Genomic DNA, 21,945 nt, shown 5'->3' with positions numbered 1-21,945 from the left:
CCTCCTCACATTCCCGTAATCCAGTTGACAAAGTAAATGGCCAGCGGAATCGTCACGCAGGCAATCCCGATAAAGTCAATGTAGACACCGGTCTTGATCATCTTGGTAATGGGAATGTAACCGGATGCGTAAACAATGGCGTTAGGTGGTGTAGATACTGGCAGCATAAAGCCCAAAGATGCCGACAGCGCAATACCTACGGACACCGGCACTGGACTGATGCCAGCCGAAAGGGCTGCCGTAATCGCCAGCGGGCCAATCATGTTGGTCGCTGCCGTATGGCTCGTGAGTTCCGAGAGAAGCAAAGCCATCACCGAGAAGATCGCCACCATGGCCACTTCCGAGGGGGCGCCGCCCATGGAGCTGACAATGAGGTCGCCCACCCACTGGGAAAGGCCCGTCTTGTACATCATACCACCCATGGCCAAACCGCCGCCGAAGAGAATGAGTGTCCCCCATTCAATCCCCTGCATGGCTTCCGACCATTTCAAAGTGAACTGGCGTTCCTTGAAATTCACCGGCAACAGGAACAGCAATAGTGCACCTGCCATAGCCGCAATGGCTTCCGGGAACAGGCGGTTATACATTTTGAGCGTGGGGTCGGTGCTGCCGAGGGCAATGGATAAAAAGCCCGGCAGTATCCAGAGGGTTACAGCTACAACAAAAGCCAGCAGTGTATTTTTCTGCGCGCGGGTCCAGCCCCCCAGTTCCTCCCGCTTGGTTCTGATAAACACATCCGCGCCTTCAATCCGATCCACATCAGCGGGGAACATATGAGAAAGCACCACATAGGCAATCACAAAATAAACAACCATTGCAATAAGGCCCCAGGTCATCCACTGGAAGAAGGAAACATGAATATCACACATGGTATCCAAAAAGCCCAGCATGATGAGGTTAGGCGGCGTGCCAATGGGCGTCAAAACACCGCCGATGGAGCAGGAGTAAGCCGTCATCAGCATAAGTCCGGTCGCGTATTTGTATTCATGGAGATGAATTTCCCGCCCATTGGCGGCGAACATTTCCTTGATGGAAGTTAAGAGACCCAGACAGATGGGGAACATCATAGCCGCAGTAGCCGTGTTGCTGACCCAGCCGGAGCAAAGGGCCGCTGCCAAACCGACCGCGAGGAAAATCCGCTTGGGATTCGAGCCCACCCATTCACGGGAGAGCAGCCAGTAAGCAAAGCGCTTGTCCAGTCCATGGGTCATCATGGCCTTGGCCAGAATAAATCCGCCCATAAACAGGAAAATCATGGAATTGGCAAAGGCTGCAAAAGCTGTGCCCACCGGCACCACGCCGGTAATAACCGCCAGCGTCGGCCCGATAAGGGAAGTAACAGGAATCGGCACCGGCTCCGTGATCCACCAAAGAGCAACCAATACCATGATGGCCAGCAATTTGTGAGCGGCCAGAGTCAAACCGTCAATGGGTGTCATAAACACCAGCAATGCCAGTATGGGGGCGCCGAACAAACCAATGGTTCGCCGCCTGCGGTCAAAGGCTTCTTCCGCCGCTTTCACCGCCGCCGCTTCAGATTCTCTTTTGTCCACGTTACAAACCTCCTTTACTCAATACACTTCATATCAAACAGTTCTTCTATTTGAGGTTATTCGCCTTCTCCCCCATTATTCCTGCAAGATAAAACAAAAAGCTGCCCCAACCGATAATTCGGCCACGGCAGCTGGATAATACTTATATTCTAAATAATTACTCACTCTGCTTCAGCTATAAAATGCTGTTCCTGCTGATGAGCAGCCTGCTGATTCATCTGATTCTTGGCCTGCTGCAGAACGTTCAAAGCCTGCTGCAGACCTGCTTCTGCCTGACGAACCCCCTGGAAGGTGCCATTTACATGACCAATCAGCTGATCAAATACCTGATTAGCATAGGCATCCGCATTGCTCTGGAGCTGCGTTGCATTCGCCTGCGTGCGCTCCATGATTTCCTTTTCCTGATCCTGAGCCTGCTGGACAATAGCCCGTGCTTTTTCCCGGGACTGCTTGACAATCTCACTCTCCTCAGTGATGCTCTCTGCATATTCCCGCGCCTTGCGCTTGATTTCCTCGGCTTCTTCTTCCGCCTCGCGAATAATCTGGTCATGGTTGCGCATGATTTCATCAGCCCGGTTGAGTTCCTTGGGCAAATCGTTGCGCAGTTCCTCCACATAATGCACCAGTTCGTTATCGTTAATAAGAGTTTTCTCCGTAAAGGGCAGGCGGGAAGCTCCCACCACCATATTCTCAATTTTGTCCAAGGTCTCGCGTACTGACATAGCTGCTACTTCCTTTCCCCATACTCATTTCTCTTTTTTATCTTGCATCGCCTGCTCAACACAGGCCGGGACCAAACCATGTACACTGCCGCCAAAGCGGAACACTTCCCGAACCCCTGACGAACTCACATAGGAAAGGTCAGGCCGGGTCAGCAGAAAGACGGTATCAATTTCCGGGTTCAGATGCTTAATCATATAAGCCTCATTTTCCTCGTATTCCAAATCTTTTACCGAGCGCACGCCCCGCACAATAATGTGGGCATCCTGCTGAACCATAAAGTCCGTAATCAGACTGGAAAAGGAAGTCACCCTTACATTGTTCAGATGAGCGGTTGCTTCTTCGATAAGCCGCACCCGTTCTTCCACTGAGAAAAAACCTTTTTTATCGATATTGCGGAACACGCAGATGATCAATTCATCAAACATGCGGCTGGCCCGCTCAAATACATCCACATGTCCTAATGTAACCGGGTCAAAACTGCCCGAACATACCGCCCTTCTCATTCCTCTTCCTCCTCGGCTTCCACATAAGAACGCCATTGAAAGAAACTCAGTTGGGTGGTATGACCATAGCGGCGGTTATGTACCAATTTCAACCGGTCAAGCTGCGGCACATCGTTTTCATCAGCGCCGTGCTCCACCACCAAAATTCCATTCTCTGCCATAAGGCCGACTGACTTGTCAATCTGCGCAAGCGCCTGCTGCCAGAGTCCCTTATGATAGGGAGGGTCACAGAAAATCAGCGAAAACGCCGCCTTGCCTGCCCCCTGACGGGAAAGTTCTGCAAACACATCACTGCTGCGCACCACCGCTTTTTCCGCCAGACGGGTCAGCTGCAGATTTTCACCGATGAGTTTCGCCGTGGCTTTATCCACAAAAACCGCCGACTGCGCGCCTCGCGAAAGGGCTTCAATGCCCAGATTCCCGGTCCCGGCGAAGATATCCAGTACCTTCCGTCCCGCAACCATGGCCCCCAGGATATTAAACAGCGACTCCTTCACCCTGTCCGCCGTAGGCCGTGTCACCTCTGCCCCCTTGGGCGTTTTCAAGCGGCAGCCACGGGCCGAACCGGTAATTATGCGCATCCTTTTCACTCCCTAAACACAGAAACACTATTATTTTAACATATTTTTTATAAATAGTGAACTACTATTACATAAGGAAAGGAATTTTATCGCTCCATATCCGCATAGTTTACAGGAACAATGCCTTTTTCGTCCAGCAGTGCCTTGAGTTTAGGCGAGCAGCTGGCCGCATATTCGGCTTCGTAGTCATGTTCCCAGCCACTGTATTTGACGAGTTCGTTATTGGACAATCCCGGATGCAGCATGACCTCTGTCACGCCGGCCGGCATTTCCTCAACAATAGATAAAACCGTAGCCTCATCCACGGCATCCCCGGCCACCTTGCCGGAAAAATAATCCGGGGTCGCAAAGCCGCGCCCCTTGGCCTGCCGTTTGCCAAAAGCGGAAATTCCCCAGAGGCCCCAGCGGCCAATAATCTGCCCCAATCCGCCTGTGAAGAAATCCATCGGCCGTCCGCTGACCTTAGGCGTGCGCACCCGCTTGATGCCATGTTCTTCCAGTATATCCAACACGATAGGGAAAATTCCCGGCAGGATATGGATGTGCTGATGACTGTCAGCATGGGTGGGCGTAATGCCCGCCGCTAAAACCTTATCGAGCTGTGCCGTAAGTTCTGTGCGAACCTCGGCCAGCGAAATCCCGCCCTGCAGATATTTTTTGACAAAAGCCGTGTGATTCGGCAGGAATTTGCCCTCCGGCGTAACGAGTGTGGGAATTTCTCCTGCCGGCGAAACGGGATTGCCATCCACCAGCGTAAAATGAATCCCCACTCCCAACTGGAGATATTTCTTGGCCAGCGCCACTGCCTCAGAAAAGCAGGGTTCTCCGGGCATCAAGCTGGCAGAACGCAGGCAGCCTTCCGCTACACCTTTTTCCACCGCGCCATTTATCAGCGAATGTCTGCCAAAGTCATCGGCATTCAGCAATAATCCACGCTGCATTACACTTCACTCTCCCTGTCCGGCAGTTTTCTCCCGTTCTTCACGCGTCAAATATAACGGACGATTCTTCACTTCTTTGAAGATACGGCCGATATATTCGCCCATGATGCCGAGAATCATCAACTGCACACCGCTGAACAGAACCACACAGACCATAATGGTAGTCCAGCCGGTAACCACGTTGCCATGCAAAAATTCCCAAATCACATGCCCCAGCAGCAAAATGCTGAACAAGGCAAACACACTGCCCAGATAGAAGGAAAGGCGCAGGGGAACAACAGAGTACCCCAAAATGCCATCCATGGCCAGCTTGCTCATTTTTTTCACGGAGAACTTGGATTCCCCGGCGAAGCGTTCCGGCGCCGTAAAGGGCAAAATGGTCTGCTTAAAGCCCAGCGTGCCAACCATGCCGCGGATAAAACGGTCATGTTCACGGTAGCGGCAGAGTGCATCGCAAGCCTTTCTGTCCAGCAGACGGAAATCCGAACCGCCAGGATAAACCTTCGTTTCCGACATCATATTCAGGAAACGGTAATAATACTTGGACGTGAGCTTCTTGAAGAACGAGACACCTTCCGTAGCTTCACGGATGGTCTGCACGACCTCATAGCCTTCCTCCCACTTGCCCAGCAATACCGGCAAGAGTGCAGGCGGATGCTGCATGTCCCCGTCCATGGTAATCACCGCATCCCCTTTGGCATGATCCAAACCGCAGGTCAGGGCAATCTGATGGCCGTAGTTGTGCGACAGGAAAATCGGTTTGACCTGTTCGTACTGCACAGACAACTCATCCAGAATTTTGCTGCTGTCATCACTGGAACCATCATCTACAAAAATAAGTTCAAACGCATAGCTGGTTTTCGTCATTACCTCATGTACAGCCTGCGTAAAATGAACCAGATTTTTTTCTTCGTTAAAAACTGGTACAACAATCGATACTTTTTTCATTGCTACTTAACATCTTCTTTCACTTTGCTGCGGGCCGGTAATAAACCTGATATTCACCAGCTGCCCCCAACGATTGCCACTGACCCGGAATCGCTTTCTTCAACGCTTCATAATTATTCCCGCCTGTAATCACCATTACCGGGCTATCGTCCGAAACCTCGTCATAAGCCGTTAAGGACATGACATTCTTGGCATCCCAGGATATCTCTTTATTTTTCTTAGCATTGATGCGCTCCCTGCTTTCCAGGCGGCGGGGTATCGTCTCCGTATAGAACGCAAAGGAAGCGGGCTCGCCGCAGTTAAAACAGTACACCTGCGTATCAGCAGTCAGATGCGGCTTCACCATCACAGCTATATCATGAGCAGAACGCTCATGCATGATGGGCGCAGCCACGAGGAACAACAAGGCCACATAGGTTACGGCCATTGCACCGGCCATACGGGTAAAGAATTTGGTATGCTGCTGGAACCAGGACACCATCAACAGGGCGACCGGTATCATATACGGAAAGGTATAGCTGACATATTTAGTCGCAAAGCTCTGGAAAACCACAAATACCGTCACGGCCCAGAGTAAAAGGAAACGCTCTCTGGGCATCTGCGGCAGGCAGGGACGTTTCTTAAACCACTGTCTGATTTTTGCCGGCACAAAGACAAAGGACCAAGGGAAAAAGCCTGCCATAAAAATCAGCGTATAATAATACCAAACATCATCCCGCGGATGTTCCGAAACAGTTGCCCGAAGCACATTGTGAACGCCCAGGAAGGTCAGAATAAAATCGCTGCCATGCTGCAGGTACATGGGTACATACCAGAGGCTGACAACGGCAAAGAACAGCACAAAGCCGCCCAGCGTGTGACGATTAAACAGGAATTTGAAATCCCGCTGCCAGAGCAGAAACAGCATGATGATAAGTCCCGGCAGGCACAGGCCGATAGGCCCCTTGGTCAATACCGCAATGCCGGAGGCTGCAAAAGCCGCATAATACCATTTTACATTCTTTTCTGTATAGGCAATGTAAAAGCCAATCAGCGATACCGACTCGGCGATAAAGAGCGTCATATCCGTGATGACAGCATGCCCCAGATACCAGTATTCCAGGGAAAGCATCATCAGTACAGCAGCGTACAGACCCGTCCGCTGATTGTAGAAGCGTTTACCGGTCCAATAGGTCAGCATAATGCCGCACCAGGACATGATGGCCGGGAAAAAACGCGCCGAAAAATCCGATAAGCCAAACAGCTTAAACGCCGCAATCAATTCCAGATAGAACATGATGGGCTTGTCGTACCAATAATTGCCATAAATCTGCGGTGAAAAATAATCGCCTGCAGCCAGCATTTCTCTGGCCGTTTCTGCGTAATTTCCTTCCACCGGGTCAGTGATGACCAAAAAATTATTCCCCAATACATATAGTAATAACCAGGCTAAAGTCAGCCCCACTATTACCTTATGCTCCTGCTTCATACAACGTCCTCCAATTTTCTAAATTCTCCGTATATTATTCAATCTCTAAAGCGCCGATCAAAGGCAAACCATTTCACCAAAATATAAGTCACCGGCATCCCCAAAACTGCCGCCAGCAGGAAGCTCACCAAAGGCGGCGCACCCAGCCAGTTATAGAACACGACCACAATTACGTTCTCGATAACAGCATTTGGTATATAGGAAATCATAAATTTCACATACCGCCGCCAGGACAGTGGTTCTGGGAAAATCCACCAGCTGTTCAGGGCATAAGCCAGCATATTACTCAGAAGATACCCAAGGTTAAAAGCCAGATTGCCATCTATGCTGAGCATCATCAACAGCATGGCAAACAGCGAACAGTCAAAGGTGTTAATGACCCCCACTACGAGGAACTTAAAAAAAGCAACGGTGAAAAATTCACTTGCCATATTATGCAGCCAGGTCAATTTCACTCCCACTCCTCCATTTTCAAAACTATTTCTTATAGTATCATCATTTTGCTGAGATGTAAATGAGGCCGCCCATTTTTATGGACAGCCTCAACAAAATTTTCTTATGCCGTTGTAAAGGTAAACTCACCATTAGCAAAGCCGATATTCACCGTATCGCCTTCCTGCACATCCCCGCGGATAATGGCCTTGGAAAGAGCCGTTTCGACGGTATGTACCAAGAGTCGGCGCAAGGGGCGGGCACCAAAGTTGGGGTCAAAGCCCTGCTCGGCCAGCGCCGTAAGGGCATCTTCATTCCAACCCAAGGTGATTTTGACCTGGTGTTCAAGCCGCTCGCCCAGAGCTTTCAGCAGAATCCCGGCAATATTCTTCACCTGTTCCTTGGCCAGTGCCTTGAACACAATGATATCATCCACACGGTTCAGGAATTCCGGACGGAAGTAATCCTTGAGGATATCCTTGACCGCCGTCTGGGCTTCTTCATAATCCTTGTTGAGAATTTCGTGAGAGCCCAAGTTACTGGTCATAATGATGACCGTATTCTTGAAGTTCACCACGCGGCCCTTGCCATCAGTCAGGCGGCCATCATCGAGAATCTGCAGCAGCACATTGAACACATCACGGTGTGCCTTTTCGATTTCATCGAGCAGGATTACGCTATACGGACGGCGGCGCACTGCTTCGGTGAGCTGGCCGCCTTCATCATAACCCACATATCCCGGAGGCGCACCGATAAGACGGGCCACGCTGTGTTTTTCCATGTATTCGCTCATATCAATACGAATCATGCTGCGCTCATCATCAAAGAGCGCTTCGGCTAGCGTCTTGGCCAGCTCCGTCTTACCTACGCCCGTCGGCCCAAGGAAGATAAAGGAACCAATCGGGCGGTTGGGGTCCTTGATGCCCGCGCGGGCACGCAGAATGGCTTCGCTGACGGCTTTGACCGCTTCATCCTGACCGACTACCCGCTCATGGAGCACATCTTCCAGATGAATGAGTTTTTCCCGTTCGCCCGTGAGCATCTTGCTGACGGGAATGCCCGTCCAGCGGCTGATGACCTTGGCGATATCTTCCTCGCCCACTTCTTCTTTGAGCAGGGTTTCGCCCTGGGCGCGGGCGGCAATCTTTTCTTCTTCCTCTTTTAACTGCTGCTGCAGCTGCGGAAGCTTGCCGTATTTGAGTTCCGACAGGCGGTTGAGGTCATAGGCGCGTTCCGCGCTTTCCATCTGACTGTTGACCTCGTCGATTTCCTTCTTGATGGCCCGCACGCGCAAAATGGCCTGCTTTTCGCTGTCCCATTTTGCTTTGAGCGTGTTTTCCTGTGCCTGCAAATCGGCTTTTTCTGCGGTAATTTCCGCAAGTTTTTCTTTGGATGCCGCGTCGGTTTCCTTCTTCAAGGCCTGTTCTTCGATTTCAAGCTGCATGATTTTGCGGCGGATTTCGTCAATCGGTGCCGGCATGGATTCGATTTCCGTACGCAGCTTGGCGGCTGCTTCATCCACAAGGTCAATGGCCTTATCCGGCAGGAAACGGTCGGAGATATAGCGATCAGAGAGGACCGCTGCCGATACCAGAGCCGCATCGCGGATGCGCACGCCATGATGTACTTCATAGCGTTCTTTGAGCCCGCGCAGAATGGAAATCGTATCTTCCACGCTGGGCTGGCCGACCATGACCGGCTGGAAGCGGCGCTCCAACGCCGTATCCTTTTCGATATACTTGCGGTATTCATTGAGGGTTGTCGCACCGATGCAGCGCAGTTCCCCGCGGGCCATCATGGGCTTCAAAAGGTTGCCCGCGTCCATAGCGCCTTCGGCGGCACCGGCACCGACAACCGTATGCACCTCGTCGATAAAGAGCAGAATTTGACCATCGGATTTGACGATTTCATTGAGTACCGCCTTCAAGCGTTCCTCGAATTCGCCACGGAATTTCGCACCGGCAATCAAAGAACCCATATCGAGCGAATAGAGGGTCTTGTTTTTCAGCGATTCCGGCACATCCCCGGCCACAATACGGCGGGCAAGACCTTCAACAATCGCCGTCTTGCCTACGCCCGGTTCACCAATCAACACAGGGTTATTCTTCGTGCGGCGGGAGAGAATTTCAATCGTGCGGCGGATTTCCTCGTCACGGCCAATCACCGGGTCAAGCTTGCCCTGCCGCGCAGCTGCCGTCAAATCACGGCCAAATTTTTCCAGCGATTTATAGCCTTCCTCGGGATTTTCGCTCGTGACATTCTGCTTGCGGTACTTTTTGATGGCGCCCTGAATATTGCTCTTGGTCAGCTTGAACTCCTTGCAGATGGACTGCACATCACTGCTGCCATCTTCGGCCAAGCCTAAGAGCAGATGTTCCGTGGAAAGGTAATCGTCCTTCATGGACTTGGCAAATTCCTCGGCCCGCGCCAGTACGCGCACCATATCCATGCCCATGGAAAGGCGGTCTGTGCCCCGGACGCTCGGAATCTTGCCCAGTTCCTGTTCCAAACGGGCTTTGAGCATCGGCAAATCCGTCTTGCACTCATTAAAGATATCCGTCAAAAGTCCTTCCGGTTCCTTAGCCAGTGCCAACAGCACATGCAGGGATGTGATTTCCTGATGGTAGCGCATCGCCGCCATCTGTTGGGCAGCCTGCAAAGCCGCCATGGTTTTTGCGGTGTATTTTTCCTGTCCCATAATATTTCCTCCGTAACTTCGCGGTTATTACCAACATCATCTTTACCCTTATTATACAGGATAAAGTCAAAAAGTCAAATACTATTTCTGACTTTTTGACTTTAATTCTAGTTTTCTTCTCCGATTTCATGTATAATAGGAAACATGATAAATGCAGGAGGATTGCAATATGACACAGAATGAATTTCATAAATTGGTACATCTCGTAATGGACTCCAAGGCTCATCCGCCCGAAAATCTCTTTGCCGGTGGCATGGACAGTTGGCGGGCACGGGCCAGACTTGCCCACTTCCTCGCCATGGACGAAATCGACAAGAAGGACGAAGCCAGCGAACTTTTCCACAGCGTGGTCGAAGCTAATTATAATGAAGAAAACAGCGAAGAAGTCGAAGAATACGCCTTTGCCCTGCAGAAGTTAAGCGCCTTGGAAAAGGAACAGGGGAAGTTTGACGAAGCCCTCTCCCATATCAATCAAGCGATTGAAGCTGCCGAAGGCACTGATTTTCTCTACAAGTACATCCTGCGCGGCGAGCTTTGGGCTGACCGCTGGAACCTCATGCACAAGATGAACCTCACCGCCGATGCTGAAAAGGAAGTCGATGAGCGCATCGAGGCCTATAAGGACATTCCCATCGAGCACAACAGCTACCTCTATTACGGCTACCGCTTCAAGGCTCAGCTGGCCGCTACCCGCGGTGTAACGCTCGTGGCCAAGGATTATATGCACATGGCCATTCACGCCATGGAAATTCCCGAAAAATATCAGGCAGGGCTCGAAAAAGCCTTTGCCGCTACCCATGATAATGCGGCGTGGATTCTGACCGAAGTGGATAAAGCAACGCCGAATCCGGATATGCTGCATTGGGATATATAAAATACCACCATTGATTCGATAATATTGTCCATTCCATAATAAAAGCCCGGTATAACTGTTTCTTCCACTGAGAAGCTGCGCTTCAAACGCTCCAGAAACAGTTATACCGGGCTTTTTGTTATAATATTGCTTTATTAACAGTCTTTTTCGCAGTCTTTTCCACGTCTATTCATTGACCGGTCAAAAGCTCAATACTTCTTCCAGTTCATTTTTAATAACCGTTACCTGCGGGCCGTAGATGACTTGAACGCCAGTGCCACTCTGCAGGACACCGCGGCAGCCGCTTTCTTTGAGCATGCGTTCACTGACCTTACTGCCGTCCTTAACGGTGACGCGCAGACGGGTTGCACAGCAATCCAATTCCACAATGTTGGCCCGGCCGCCTAAGCCATTGATGATTAATTCTGTGCGCTCTGCATCCTTATGGCCGGCCACCTTCTGAATGTCGGCTGCTTCCAGCACTTCATCCTCATCTTCGCGGCCCAACGTCTTGAAGTCAAACTTCAGAATCAGGTACTTGAAGGAGAAGTAATAGAGGAAGAACCAGGGAATGCCCACCATGGGAATGTAAATCCAGTTGGTCTTGTCTGCCCCCTGCAGGATACCAAACAGAATCAAATCGATGCAGCCGCCGGAGAAAGTCTGGCCGACAGTAATCTGCAGGATATGCGCGAGCATGAAGGCACAGCCATCAAAGAAGGCATGGAGAACATAGAGCATCGGTGCCACAAACAGGAAAGAGAACTCGATGGGTTCCGTGATGCCCGTAAGGAAGGAAGTCAGACCAGCCGACAGCAGGAGGCCGCCCACCAGTTTTTTCTTCTCCGGTTTTGCCGTATGATACATAGCCAGGCAGGCACCCAAAAGACCAAACATCATAGTGATGAAACGGCCGGACATAAACCGGGAAATGCCGATGTAATACTGCGTCGTATTCGGGTCACCAAGCTGGGCAAAGAAAATCCGCTGCGTTCCTTCCACCAGCTGACCCTGAATGACTTCCGCGCCGCCCAGAGCCGTGGTCCAGAAGGGAAGATAGAAGATGTGATGCAGACCGAACGGGCCAAGCATACGCAGCACGAAACCATAAATCAACGTGCCGATATAACCCGTGGATTCCACGAGACCGCCCATGCCAAAAATCAGCTGCTGAAAATGCGGCCAAATCACAAACATGGCCACGCCCAAAAAGATGGCGGAAAAGGACGTCACGATAGGCACGAACCGCGAACCACCGAAAAAGCCTAAGAACTGCGGCAGTTCAATCTTGTTGAAACGGGTATGCAATAAATACGTCATGATACCTACGGCTACACCGCCAAATACACCCGTTTCCAAAGTCTGAATGCCCAGGGCCATCCCCTGACCGACCCCGGCTAAATTATCCTTAGCCAGCGTTCCCGTAATCTTCAGCATAGCATTGATGGTGGAATTCATAACCAACAGTGCCAGTGCTGCCGACAGTCCTGCCGTCCCCTTATCGGAGCGGGCCAGACCTACCGCAATACCGATGGCAAACAGAATCGCCAGATTGGCAAAAACCACATTGCCTGCTGCCGCCATAATGGTGAACACATTCTGCAGCCAGCCAATATCCAGGAACGGATACGCCTTCACCGAATTGGGATTGGACAAAGCCCCACCAATCCCCAGCAAGATACCCGCTGCCGGCAATACCGCAATCGGCAGCATAAATGACTTGCCAAAGCGCTGTGCTTTAGCAAACAAGGAACTGTTGCTCCCCTGATTCTGTGCAAACAAATCCATGAATAATCCCCCTTATAAAATTATATGCTTCACACAGACAAAGCCTGCGCGAATCTTGCCGTAATCAGCTGCGGTCGCGTAATGGCTGAGCCCACAATCGGTGCATAGGCACCTGCCGCCATGACCCGCTGAATATCCGCCGACTCATTGATGCGGCCTTCGGCAAATACCGGAATGTCCAAATCCCGGCTCAATGCCGCCACAAGTTCCACATCCGGGCCGGAAAGCTGTGGCGAATACGGCGTATAGCCGGATAAAGTGGTCGAAATGGCATCTGCCCCCAATTTTGCCGCAGCCATGCCTTCCTCGTAGGTGGAAATATCCGCCAGTACCAGCCTGCCGCCTTCATGAATTCTAGCCAGCAAATCCGGCAGCTTTTCCCCATGTGGCCGTGTTCTGTCCGTCATATCCAGCGCAATCATCTCACAGTCTGTCGTGAGCAAATCCTCCACCTCGGCCATGGTAGGCGTGATGTATATGGGGGAATCCTCATAATTCCGCTTGACCAAACCGATAACCGGCAGGCCGGTCACCTTTTGGATTTCCCGGATATCATCACTGCTCTGGGCCCGGATGGCCACTGCCCCTCCTTCCTTAGCTGCCAGCGCCATGCGTCCCATGATAAACGAACTGTGCAGCGGTTCATCGGGCAAAGCCTGACAGGATACAATGAGCTTTCCCTGCACATCTGCCAAAAAACTCATCCAATCGCTCCCTTCATTCTTTATAGGTTATATTGACACCGCGGATAATGGGCGGCAGCAAAGCAGCCGCCTCCCTGTCCACGATAACCACCACATCCCGGTGCAGCTGCAGGATGGAAGCCGGAGCCTCCGGGGTCACATCCCCGCAAACAGCCTTGCGCACCGCTTCGGCCTTGTTGCGGCCATTGGCCAACAGAATGACATGTTCGGCCATCATAATCGTCTTGATGCCCATGCTGATGGCATACCTTGGCACCTCCGCCGCACTCTTGAAAAAGCGGGAATTGGCCTGAATGGTTTCCTCGTCCAGCTCGACCTTATGCGTGGTAGCCGCAAACTTCAAATCCGGCTCATTAAAGCCAATATGCGCATTCTGACCAATGCCCAGCACCTGCAGGTCAATGCCCCCTCTGGACTCAATCAACTGTTCGTAGCGTTCCCCTTCTGCCACCATATCCTCTGCCATGCCGTTGGGCAAAAAGACATTTTCCGGACGGATATTGATATGCCGGAAAAAATTTTCCTGCATGAAGTAGTGGTAGCTTTGGGGATTGTCCGGGCTCATGCCGATGTATTCATCGAGGTTAAAAGTTGTCACCTCGGAAAAATCCAGCCCCACACTTTGGTGAACTGCCACCAGCCGCTGATACATGGAAACAGGCGTACTGCCCGTGGCCAGCCCCAAAACACTGTTTGGCTTCAGGTATACCTGCCCCGCCACAATATTGGCAGCCTCCATCCCCATCGTTTCGTAGGAATCGGTAACGATTAAACGCATAACTATTCCTCCCCATTTAACATGCGCACGGCCTCTGCTGTACGCCGTTTATTTTCCAAAGCCTGCTCCGGCATCTTCTTGACCACCTGGGTATAGAGCAAATCCATCACGAAGAACTGCGCCAGCTTCGCCTTGATAGAGCCGGTTTCGAGCAGAGATTCCTTGGCTTCATAGATGATGCAGGCGTCGATAAATTCCTGCTGCCCCGCTGCTCCATCAGCCGTAACCAGCATGCAATATGCTCCCTGCTTATGTGCCAGCTGTAATGTCTGCAAAAGTTCCGGTGACTGCCCAGACTGTGACACGGCCACAATCACATCCCCTTTGCCCGCTAGCGCCGCCATCATAAACATATCGTGACTGTTGTCGAGTCCCGCACTTTCGAGGCCAATCCGGTAGAACTTATACGCCGAATCCCGTGCCGTAAAACCGGAATTGCCCAAGCCGATAAACCGAATCCTTCTGGCCTCCAGCAGCTTCTGGGCACAATTTTCAATCAGTCCCTCCGGCAGGGCCGCCAAAGTCCTCTCCAACGTGCTGACATTCGCTTCGAGCAGCTTGCGGCCTGTCACCAATGCCGATTCATGCGCGTCAATGTCACGGTTGATGATAAAATTCCGGCTGTTCTCCGTAAGCTCGGCCGCCAGTGCCACCTTAAACTGCTGCAGACTGCCATAGCCCATCTTCTTGACGAAGCGGGTCACCGTCGCTTCCCCTGTGCCACAGGCCTCCGCCAGCTGAGAAATCGTCATATGAGGCACCTTTCCGGCATTCTCCCGCAGATACGCCAGCAATTTTTGATCCAGCTTGGAAGGCCGGAATGCAGGCCTGTCCATCTGTGGCAATATTTTCATGTCACACCTCATTACGCGAAAATTTATTTCATATTTTAATTACATAATACCATTTCGATGCAAAATACGCAAATTATTTTCATATAAACAAAAATTGACAAGTCAATTTGACTTGTCAACATTGCTTAGCATGGCCTTTTCTTTTTTCTTCTTATCCCGCCGTTCCTTGAAGAAACGCTTCATGATCCCCGCGCATTCCTCCTGCAGGACGCCTGCTGTAATCTCAGGGCGATGGTTCAACTGCTCATTGCCGGGAATATTAAACACGGACTCGCAGGCTCCCGCCCGGCTGTCGGTACTGCCGTAAACCACCCGATCTACACGGCTCATGACGATGGCACCGGCACACATCGGGCAGGGTTCAATGGTGACATAAAGGGTCAGCCCGGACAAGCGCCAGCGGCCCAAATCCCTGCAGGCATTCTGTATGGCAATCAGTTCGGCATGCGCCGTGGCATCATGCCAGATTTCGCGCATATTGTGCCCACGCGTTACGATTTCGCCCGTCTCATTTTCCACCAGCACGGCACCGATGGGAACTTCCTCCAAATCGTAGGCAATTTGTGCCTCTTTGAGCGCCTCTCGCATATAATAAACATCATCTTGCATGAATGAATCTTTCCTCCTGCATAAAGAATCTCCCTGTACTTATTCTAGCACAGGGAGATTTATTTGACTATGGTTATACCGTTGTATTAATCTTCCCTTCAATATCGCTGATATCCACCATCTCACGATAAAACAGGGACTGGGTAGGACGCGCGGAGAGCTCCAGCCGGTAGGCATTGGGAACTCCGAGGCCTGCCTCATTAGCGGGACGAACTTCTTTGTCCATTTCTTTTGTCAGAGCTTTTTCAAAGGATTGTTTGTTTTTCTTGGACTCATTATAGCCTTCCTTCCGTTCAAATGAACGGTCAATAGCCGACTCCACGCCCTTTACCCGGGCCACGCGCTCAATCCGGTCTAACATATGGCAGCACCTCCTTTTCCGCAAACTGCCTTACACAGTATATATCGTCTTTCTACAGCTGAAACTTAATAGTTTTACAAAATAAAAACTGCCCCCGAAGGGGCAGCCTTGAATTTCTTATTTCAGCGCATCGCCGAGTTTGGAGTTGGTGTTGCGGGCTGCAGCTACGCTTTCATCAAACTTAGCTTTTTCGTCGCCTTCCAGCTTGTACTCAACGATTTTTTCCATGCCGTTCTTGCCGAGGATAACGGGTACGCCGATGCAGAGGTCTTTTTCACCGTATTCGCCATCGAGGTATACGCAGCAGGGCATGAGTTTCTTGGCATCGAGAGCAATTGCTTCAACCATTGCAGCAGCAGCAGCGCCCGGAGCATACCAAGCGGAGGTGCCGAGGAGGCCAGTCAGCGTAGCGCCGCCAACCTTGGTCTGAGCAACAGCGTCATCCAGCTGTTCTTTCGTAAGGAGCTGGGTAACAGGAATGCCACGATAAGTAGCCAGGCTCGTCAGAGGAACCATGGTCTTGTCGCTGTGGCCGCCGATAACCGTGCCATCGATGTCGGTCGGAGTTGCCGGATAGCCAGCTTCCTGCAGAGCCTTGGACAGGAAATAACGGAAACGGCTGCTGTCGAGCATACCGCCCTGACCGAGAACGCGGTTGCGCGGCAGCTTGGAATCTTTGAGCGTCAGGAACGTCATAGCATCCATCGGGTTGGAGATGATGATGAAGATAGCGTTCGGAGAATATTTCAGCGCCTGGTCAACAACACCTTTGACGATTTTTGCATTTACGCCGATGAGTTCTTCACGAGTCATGCCCGGTTTACGCGGCATACCGGAAGTAACAACCACAACATCGGAACCTTCCGTCGGTGCATAGCCGTTTTCGTCACCGATTTCAGCCGTAACGCCCGTTACCGTGGTGTCAAAGTTCAGAAGATGTGCCGTCTGCATGATGTCCATAGCCTTGCCTTCAGCAAAACCTTTCTTAATGTCCACCAGCATAACTTCGCTGCAGAAATTCTTTACTGCCAGCACATTTGCTACGGTAGCGCCTACGTTACCTGCACCAACAACTGTTACCTTCATAATCAAATGCCTCCTTAGAATTAGAAAGCGACTCCCGAAACCAACTAAATAACTATAATAGAAACCGCTTTCGGAATGCCATGAATTATGAATCACACTTATGATTCATTACGTGATAATTATAACAAAGTCGGACGAAAAAATCAACAAAAAGCGGCAAATATTTTTATTATTTTTTATCTTATCATAAATTTGTTTAATAGTCTTATGACCTGCTAACAAGAAAAATGACCAGTCAAAACTGACCGGTCATTCCCCTAAAAAGCTATCCTATTGTTCTTCAAACATATCCTTGCCGACACCGCACAGAGGGCAGACAAAATCCTCCGGCAAATCCGCAAAAGCCACACCCGGAGCCAAATCATACTCACTGTCGCCCTGCGCCTCATCATAAATCCATCCACAAACCGTACAAACCCAAGTCTTCATCACAAGCCCTCCTAACACCTACCACCACGAACACATAAATGTATATCGTTGCCCGGCGCTCAAGGACGAGCGCCGTCAGCCGTAAATCCCGTGATGGGATTTCAGGCTGAGGTTTCTTTTGGTACTTTTCTTTGCATCAAAGAAAAGTACACACAACCACTCTGTCATTAGTTAGGAACTTCTATCCAGTTCAGTATAAATCCTGCCAATTAAGAAAATTATTTCGTAAGCCGCGCTTTGACTTCCTGAAAAAACTCATAGGGCACGGCCATATTACCATTCATTCCCGTCCCCATCTCTATCCCGGGCCGGTTCGTCCCATGGAAATCCGTCCCGCCCGTAGGCAGCAAATCATATTTCTGAATCATCTGCGCCGCAAACTCCTCATCTTCGGCAGAGTAATTAGGGTAGAACCGTTCCATACCATCAAGCCCCAAACGATGCAGTTCCACAATGGCCTGTTCCTGTTGCTGGCGGTTGTCCAAACTTCCCAACCCGATATTTTTATGGAAATGTGCCAAAGAAGTTATACCGCCCGCCTCGTGAATAATGGGCAGAGCCTCTTCCGCCGTAATATTGAAATTCAGCCCCATCTCCACCACTGCCGGGTCAAGGTAATTATCCCAAAGCGGCTGGGCCCTGTCGTAAAGATGCAGGGACACCAGATAGCGCATTACCGCATAGCGGTCCAAAAGCCCTTTATAAGTGAATTCCTGTACCTTTTCCAGACTGATGTCCAATCCCTTGCGGCGCACAAACTCGATGATATCCTCAATGCGCCCTTCCTTAATGGCACGGATTTTCTTATACATGGCCTGAAAGGCAGGATTATGCGCATCAAATCCCAAGCATACCACATGAATCTTAAGCCCCTGAAAATCTGCCGTCAGTTCCATGCCATTGATGAATTCCACGCCGGCCTTTTCAGCTGCAGCTGCCGCCTCATCCGAGCCTGCAATCACATCATGGTCCGTCAGCGCAAAGGCTGCCAGTCCCTGCGCCTTGGCATGAACAGCCAATTCTCCCGGCGTAAAGCTGCCATCCGACACCAGAGAATGTACGTGCAAATCAATTTTCTTCATTATATCCTCACTATCCACATCTATAAAAATTTACTTACCTCTTAACTCTGCCTGAGCCGCGAAGAAATTATACACGGCTTCCGCCGCAGGCTTATTCATACCAGGAGCCATAGCCAGCTCCTCCACCGTGGCCGCCTTAATCTTATTGATACTGCCAAAGTGACTCCAAAGAGCCTGCCGCCGTTTCGGCCCAATGCCGACAATATGGTCGAGCACCGATACCAGATTGCGCTTGCCCCGCAGTTTGCGATGATAGGTGATGGCAAAGCGGTGCGCCTCATCACGAATCCGCTGAATCAGATAGAGCGCCTGACTATGGCGCGGCAAAACCACCGGCTCAGGATTTCCTTCGGTGAACACGAGCTCAAACTGCTTGGCCAGCCCCACAACAGGTACGTGCATGTGCCCCGCCACATTGCGGATGATTTCCAACGCCGAGGAAAGCTGTCCCTTGCCGCCGTCGATAATAATCAAATCCGGCAGTTCTTCCTCCGGCAAATCCACATAACGGCGGGTTGTGACCTCCCTCATGGAGAGAAAATCGTCCGGCTTGCCCTCGGTGCTCTGAATCTTAAACCGTCGATAATCGCTTTTCTTAGGCAAACCGCCTTCAAAGACCACCATGGACGCCACCGTTTCACTACCCTGATTATGGGAGATATCGAAACATTCCATGCGGTCGGGCGGTTTTGGAAGCCCCAGATAACGGCCCAGCTCCTCCACTGCGCCCAAAGTTTGGTCATTGGCCTGCTTGATGCGTGCCGCTTCATCATGGAGGTATTTCTCCGCATTGGAGGCAGCCATATCCACAATATCCTTTTTTGTACCACGCTGGGGCAGGATGAGTTGGACTTTGGCTTTCTGTTTCTTCGCCGACAGCCATTTTTCCAATAGCTCCTGCTCCGTCTGCGGAATTTCAAGCGGCAAAAGAATTTCCCGCGGAATAAACGTGGCCCGATGATAATACTGCTGCAAGAAGGCCGCCAGTACCTGCCCGTCGCTTTCATCCTCGCTGCCCTGCAAGAGGAAATGCTCCCGGCCAATCATCTTGCCGCCGCGAATCATAAAGACCTGCACGACAACGCCGATTTCGGAACGGGCCAGCCCTATAGCATCCTGGTCACCAGAGCCGGTGACGATATTCTGCTTTTCGGCCACCTTGCGCACAGCGAGCAGCTGGTCGCGCAGGCGTGCCGCAATTTCAAAGTGAAAGTTCTCGGCCGCCTGCTCCATACGCAGCTGCAATTCACGCTCCACATCTTCCGTGCGGCCTTCCAAGAACAAGAGTACCGCTCGAATCATGGCATCATAATCACCCTTTTCGACCTTGCCTGCGCAGGGTGCCAGACACCGCTTAATATGATACTCCAAACAGGGCCGTTCCTGCAAATGCTTACAGGTACGTAAAGGAAAAAGCCGCCGCAAAAGCTTAAGGCTCTCATGTACCGCCGTGGCATTGGTATAGGGGCCAAAGTACCTTGCTCCATCCTTCAGAATCCTGCGAGTGATAAACACGCGCGGGAAATCCTCCTGCAAGGTCACCTTCACATAGGGATAACTTTTATCGTCCTTGAGGCTGATATTATAACGGGGCCGGTGCTTCTTAATCAGATTGCACTCTAAGATAAGGGCCTCCACTTCCGAGGCGGTCATGATGATTTCAAAATCCGCAATATGGGAAACCATGGCCCGCACTTTGGGCGTGTGGTTCTTGCCGGACTGAAAATACTGCCGCACCCGGTTCTTCAACACAATGGCCTTGCCCACATAGATAATACGCCCCTCGGCATTCTTCATTATATATACACCGGGCTTATCCGGCAGTAATTTTAGCTTCTCCTCAACAATCTCCGTCATAATCTCACTTCCTGCCCATCCTTATTTTCTATAATATCACACTATACACCAAAAATATGAAAATTTCTTGTATACATGATTCTTTATTCTTTTCAGGAATGATTCGATACCTTCACTTTATTATTGACCCTTCTATAAAATTGTGCTACAATTCAATCCATAGTTGTTTAGCAATAGGTCTTAATACCTGTTGCTGTACAATATGATACAACAATCATCAATAATACCAATCTAGTTGTAAAGTTTTAGGAGGTAATCCTATGTTCAAACGCATTTTAATTGCTAACCGTGGCGAAATCGCCGTGCGCATTATCCGTGCCTGCCAGGAACTGGACATTGAAACCGTGGCTGTTTATTCTGACGCCGATGCCAATGCCCTGCATGTGAGACTTGCCGATATGGCTGTCAATGTCGGCCCGGAAGACGCTCTGGAAAGCTATCTCAATAAACCGGCCATCCTCAAAGCTGCCCGTGAAACCCATGCCGATGCCATTCATCCCGGTTATGGTTTTCTCTCCGAAGATGCAGACTTTGCCGAACAGGTAACGGAAGCCGGCATCACTTGGATTGGCCCCATGCCGGAAACCATCCGCCTCGTCGGTGACAAGGACATCGCCCGCGCTTCTATCGCTCCCTCCGGCATTCCGATGGCAAAAGGCAGCGACCCGCTGACGAGCAACGAGGAAGCCATCAAGGTTGCCGCTGAAGTCGGCTATCCCGTTATCCTGAAGCCGGTATCCGGTGGCGGCGGCAAGGGCATGTGCGTAGCACATGACGAAAATGACCTCAAGAACATCCTGAACCTCTTGGTGGACATTACCAAGACCAAATATTACTTTGAGCATTATATCGAGCGCTCCCGCCATATCGAAGTGCAGATTGTGGCCGATAACTACGGTGAAGTTCTCCATCTGGGCGAACGTGAATGCTCCCTGCAGCGCCGTAATCAGAAACTCCTGGAAGAATCGCCGTCCATCGCGCTCACGCAGGATATGCGCAACCGCGTAGGCAGACTGGCGGTAAAGGCTGCTAAGAGCGTTCACTACTCCAATATCGGTACGGTTGAGTTCCTGCTTGACCTGTCCAACAACGAATTCTACTTCATGGAAATCAACCCGCGCATTCAGGTTGAGCATGGCATCACCGAAGCCGTCACGGGTATCGACCTCGTGCGCACGCAGATTCGCATTGCCGCTGGTGAAGCACTGGAAATCACCCAGGAAGATGTGAATTTCACTGGCCACGCTATCGAATGCCGCATCAACGCCGAAGACCCGGAAAACAACTTCATGCCCTGCCCGGGACAGATTACGTTCCTGCATGAACCCAGCGGCCCGCGTGTCCGTTTCGACTCCGGTGTAACGGCAGGTCTTTCCATTGAGCCGTACTACGATTCCATGATTGCCAAGATTATCGTTCATGGCCGCACCCGTGGTGACGCCATCAAAATCATGGAACGCGCCCTTAAGGAATTCCGCATTGACGGCGTCAAGACCACCGTTTCCCTGCACAAAAAAATTCTCAAGGATACCTACTTCCGCACGGGCAACATCGACACCCAGTTCATCAAGAAACGCATGGATGCCTATGAAGCTGCCCCGAAAGATACCAAGGATATGAACGAGGAAGAACTCGCCAACACCATCAGCGAAAGCATGTACTTCGCTTAATATCATCAATACCTGAAAGACCGTTAT

Annotated in this window: 21 protein-coding genes; 2 read left to right on the top strand and 19 right to left on the bottom strand. The window is 51.0% G+C overall.

Annotated elements, in window-relative coordinates; translation table 11 throughout:
* Nucleotides 1–5 precede the first annotated feature (5 nt).
* From T320_RS07735 to clpB, 9 genes are all read right to left on the bottom strand, one after another.
* The gene (locus T320_RS07735) at nucleotides 6–1,553 is read right to left on the bottom strand and encodes an SLC13 family permease (RefSeq protein WP_037354585.1); all 1,548 of its coding nucleotides are present in this window, start codon (nucleotides 1,551–1,553) and stop codon (nucleotides 6–8) included.
* Between the two features lie 161 nt (nucleotides 1,554–1,714).
* Nucleotides 1,715–2,275 (bottom strand): hypothetical protein, encoded by a 561-nt coding sequence (locus tag T320_RS07730; RefSeq protein WP_026760201.1) that lies wholly within the window; start codon nucleotides 2,273–2,275, stop codon nucleotides 1,715–1,717.
* Nucleotides 2,276–2,299: 24 nt separating this feature from the next.
* Nucleotides 2,300–2,779, bottom strand: a complete 480-nt coding sequence (gene coaD / locus T320_RS07725) for a pantetheine-phosphate adenylyltransferase (protein WP_026760200.1) — start codon at nucleotides 2,777–2,779, stop codon at nucleotides 2,300–2,302.
* On the bottom strand, nucleotides 2,776–3,360 hold the full coding sequence (gene rsmD / locus T320_RS07720) for a 16S rRNA (guanine(966)-N(2))-methyltransferase RsmD (RefSeq protein ID WP_037354581.1): 585 nt from the start codon (nucleotides 3,358–3,360) through the stop codon (nucleotides 2,776–2,778). Before rsmD ends, coaD begins: the two co-directional genes overlap by 4 nt.
* A gap of 86 nt (nucleotides 3,361–3,446) precedes the next feature.
* The gene (locus T320_RS07715) at nucleotides 3,447–4,301 is read right to left on the bottom strand and encodes a ChbG/HpnK family deacetylase (protein ID WP_037354579.1); all 855 of its coding nucleotides are present in this window, start codon (nucleotides 4,299–4,301) and stop codon (nucleotides 3,447–3,449) included.
* Between the two features lie 6 nt (nucleotides 4,302–4,307).
* Nucleotides 4,308–5,249 carry a glycosyltransferase family 2 protein gene (locus tag T320_RS07710; protein ID WP_026760198.1) on the bottom strand — a complete coding sequence of 314 codons (942 nt, stop codon included), beginning with the start codon at nucleotides 5,247–5,249 and terminating at the stop codon, nucleotides 4,308–4,310.
* A gap of 19 nt (nucleotides 5,250–5,268) precedes the next feature.
* Entirely contained in the window at nucleotides 5,269–6,717 is a 1,449-nt protein-coding gene (locus tag T320_RS07705; protein WP_037354576.1) for an ArnT family glycosyltransferase, read from the bottom strand.
* 38 nt (nucleotides 6,718–6,755) lie between these two features.
* On the bottom strand, nucleotides 6,756–7,172 hold the full coding sequence (locus T320_RS07700) for a GtrA family protein (protein WP_230578448.1): 417 nt from the start codon (nucleotides 7,170–7,172) through the stop codon (nucleotides 6,756–6,758).
* A gap of 101 nt (nucleotides 7,173–7,273) precedes the next feature.
* Complete coding sequence (gene clpB / locus T320_RS07695) at nucleotides 7,274–9,847, bottom strand: ATP-dependent chaperone ClpB (RefSeq protein WP_037354573.1); 2,574 nt, start codon at nucleotides 9,845–9,847, stop codon at nucleotides 7,274–7,276.
* 169 nt (nucleotides 9,848–10,016) lie between these two features.
* On the opposite strand from clpB, the gene T320_RS07690 reads away from it, so the two are divergent.
* On the top strand, nucleotides 10,017–10,721 hold the full coding sequence (locus tag T320_RS07690; RefSeq protein ID WP_037354571.1) for a hypothetical protein: 705 nt from the start codon (nucleotides 10,017–10,019) through the stop codon (nucleotides 10,719–10,721).
* A 180-nt stretch (nucleotides 10,722–10,901) separates the two neighbouring features.
* Here T320_RS07690 and T320_RS07685 read toward each other — a convergent pair whose 3' ends face one another.
* From T320_RS07685 to uvrC, 10 genes are all read right to left on the bottom strand, one after another.
* The gene (locus T320_RS07685) at nucleotides 10,902–12,488 is read right to left on the bottom strand and encodes a PTS transporter subunit EIIC (RefSeq protein ID WP_037354569.1); all 1,587 of its coding nucleotides are present in this window, start codon (nucleotides 12,486–12,488) and stop codon (nucleotides 10,902–10,904) included.
* A gap of 29 nt (nucleotides 12,489–12,517) precedes the next feature.
* Nucleotides 12,518–13,192, bottom strand: a complete 675-nt coding sequence (locus tag T320_RS07680; protein ID WP_037354567.1) for an N-acetylmannosamine-6-phosphate 2-epimerase — start codon at nucleotides 13,190–13,192, stop codon at nucleotides 12,518–12,520.
* A 13-nt stretch (nucleotides 13,193–13,205) separates the two neighbouring features.
* Nucleotides 13,206–13,970, bottom strand: a complete 765-nt coding sequence (nagB, locus tag T320_RS07675; RefSeq protein ID WP_037354565.1) for a glucosamine-6-phosphate deaminase — start codon at nucleotides 13,968–13,970, stop codon at nucleotides 13,206–13,208.
* Between the two features lie 2 nt (nucleotides 13,971–13,972).
* Complete coding sequence (locus T320_RS07670; RefSeq protein WP_037354562.1) at nucleotides 13,973–14,824, bottom strand: MurR/RpiR family transcriptional regulator; 852 nt, start codon at nucleotides 14,822–14,824, stop codon at nucleotides 13,973–13,975.
* Between the two features lie 102 nt (nucleotides 14,825–14,926).
* Nucleotides 14,927–15,433 (bottom strand): tRNA adenosine(34) deaminase TadA, encoded by a 507-nt coding sequence (gene tadA / locus T320_RS07665; protein ID WP_037354560.1) that lies wholly within the window; start codon nucleotides 15,431–15,433, stop codon nucleotides 14,927–14,929.
* A 73-nt stretch (nucleotides 15,434–15,506) separates the two neighbouring features.
* A complete protein-coding gene (locus T320_RS07660) occupies nucleotides 15,507–15,794 on the bottom strand; it encodes an FhaA domain-containing protein (RefSeq protein WP_026760189.1) in 288 nt (95 codons plus the stop codon).
* Between the two features lie 117 nt (nucleotides 15,795–15,911).
* The gene (locus T320_RS07655) at nucleotides 15,912–16,880 is read right to left on the bottom strand and encodes a malate dehydrogenase (protein WP_026760188.1); all 969 of its coding nucleotides are present in this window, start codon (nucleotides 16,878–16,880) and stop codon (nucleotides 15,912–15,914) included.
* Between the two features lie 270 nt (nucleotides 16,881–17,150).
* Nucleotides 17,151–17,309, bottom strand: coding sequence for a rubredoxin (locus tag T320_RS07650; RefSeq protein ID WP_026760187.1), 159 nt, complete (start codon nucleotides 17,307–17,309; stop codon nucleotides 17,151–17,153).
* 218 nt (nucleotides 17,310–17,527) lie between these two features.
* On the bottom strand, nucleotides 17,528–18,391 hold the full coding sequence (locus T320_RS07645; protein ID WP_037354558.1) for a PHP domain-containing protein: 864 nt from the start codon (nucleotides 18,389–18,391) through the stop codon (nucleotides 17,528–17,530).
* 30 nt (nucleotides 18,392–18,421) lie between these two features.
* The gene (uvrC, locus tag T320_RS07640; protein ID WP_037354556.1) at nucleotides 18,422–20,248 is read right to left on the bottom strand and encodes an excinuclease ABC subunit UvrC; all 1,827 of its coding nucleotides are present in this window, start codon (nucleotides 20,246–20,248) and stop codon (nucleotides 18,422–18,424) included.
* Nucleotides 20,249–20,508: 260 nt separating this feature from the next.
* Between uvrC and T320_RS07635 the strand changes: the two genes are divergently transcribed.
* On the top strand, nucleotides 20,509–21,918 hold the full coding sequence (locus T320_RS07635) for an acetyl-CoA carboxylase biotin carboxylase subunit (RefSeq protein WP_037354554.1): 1,410 nt from the start codon (nucleotides 20,509–20,511) through the stop codon (nucleotides 21,916–21,918).
* The last annotated feature ends 27 nt before the right edge of the window (nucleotides 21,919–21,945 follow it).

The organism is Selenomonas sp. FC4001 (assembly GCF_000701565.1).
Lineage (GTDB): Bacteria > Bacillota > Negativicutes > Selenomonadales > Selenomonadaceae > Selenomonas_A > Selenomonas_A ruminantium_B.
The sequence above is the reverse complement of the archived record's forward strand: the minus strand, read 5'-3'. Positions and strand labels throughout refer to the sequence as shown.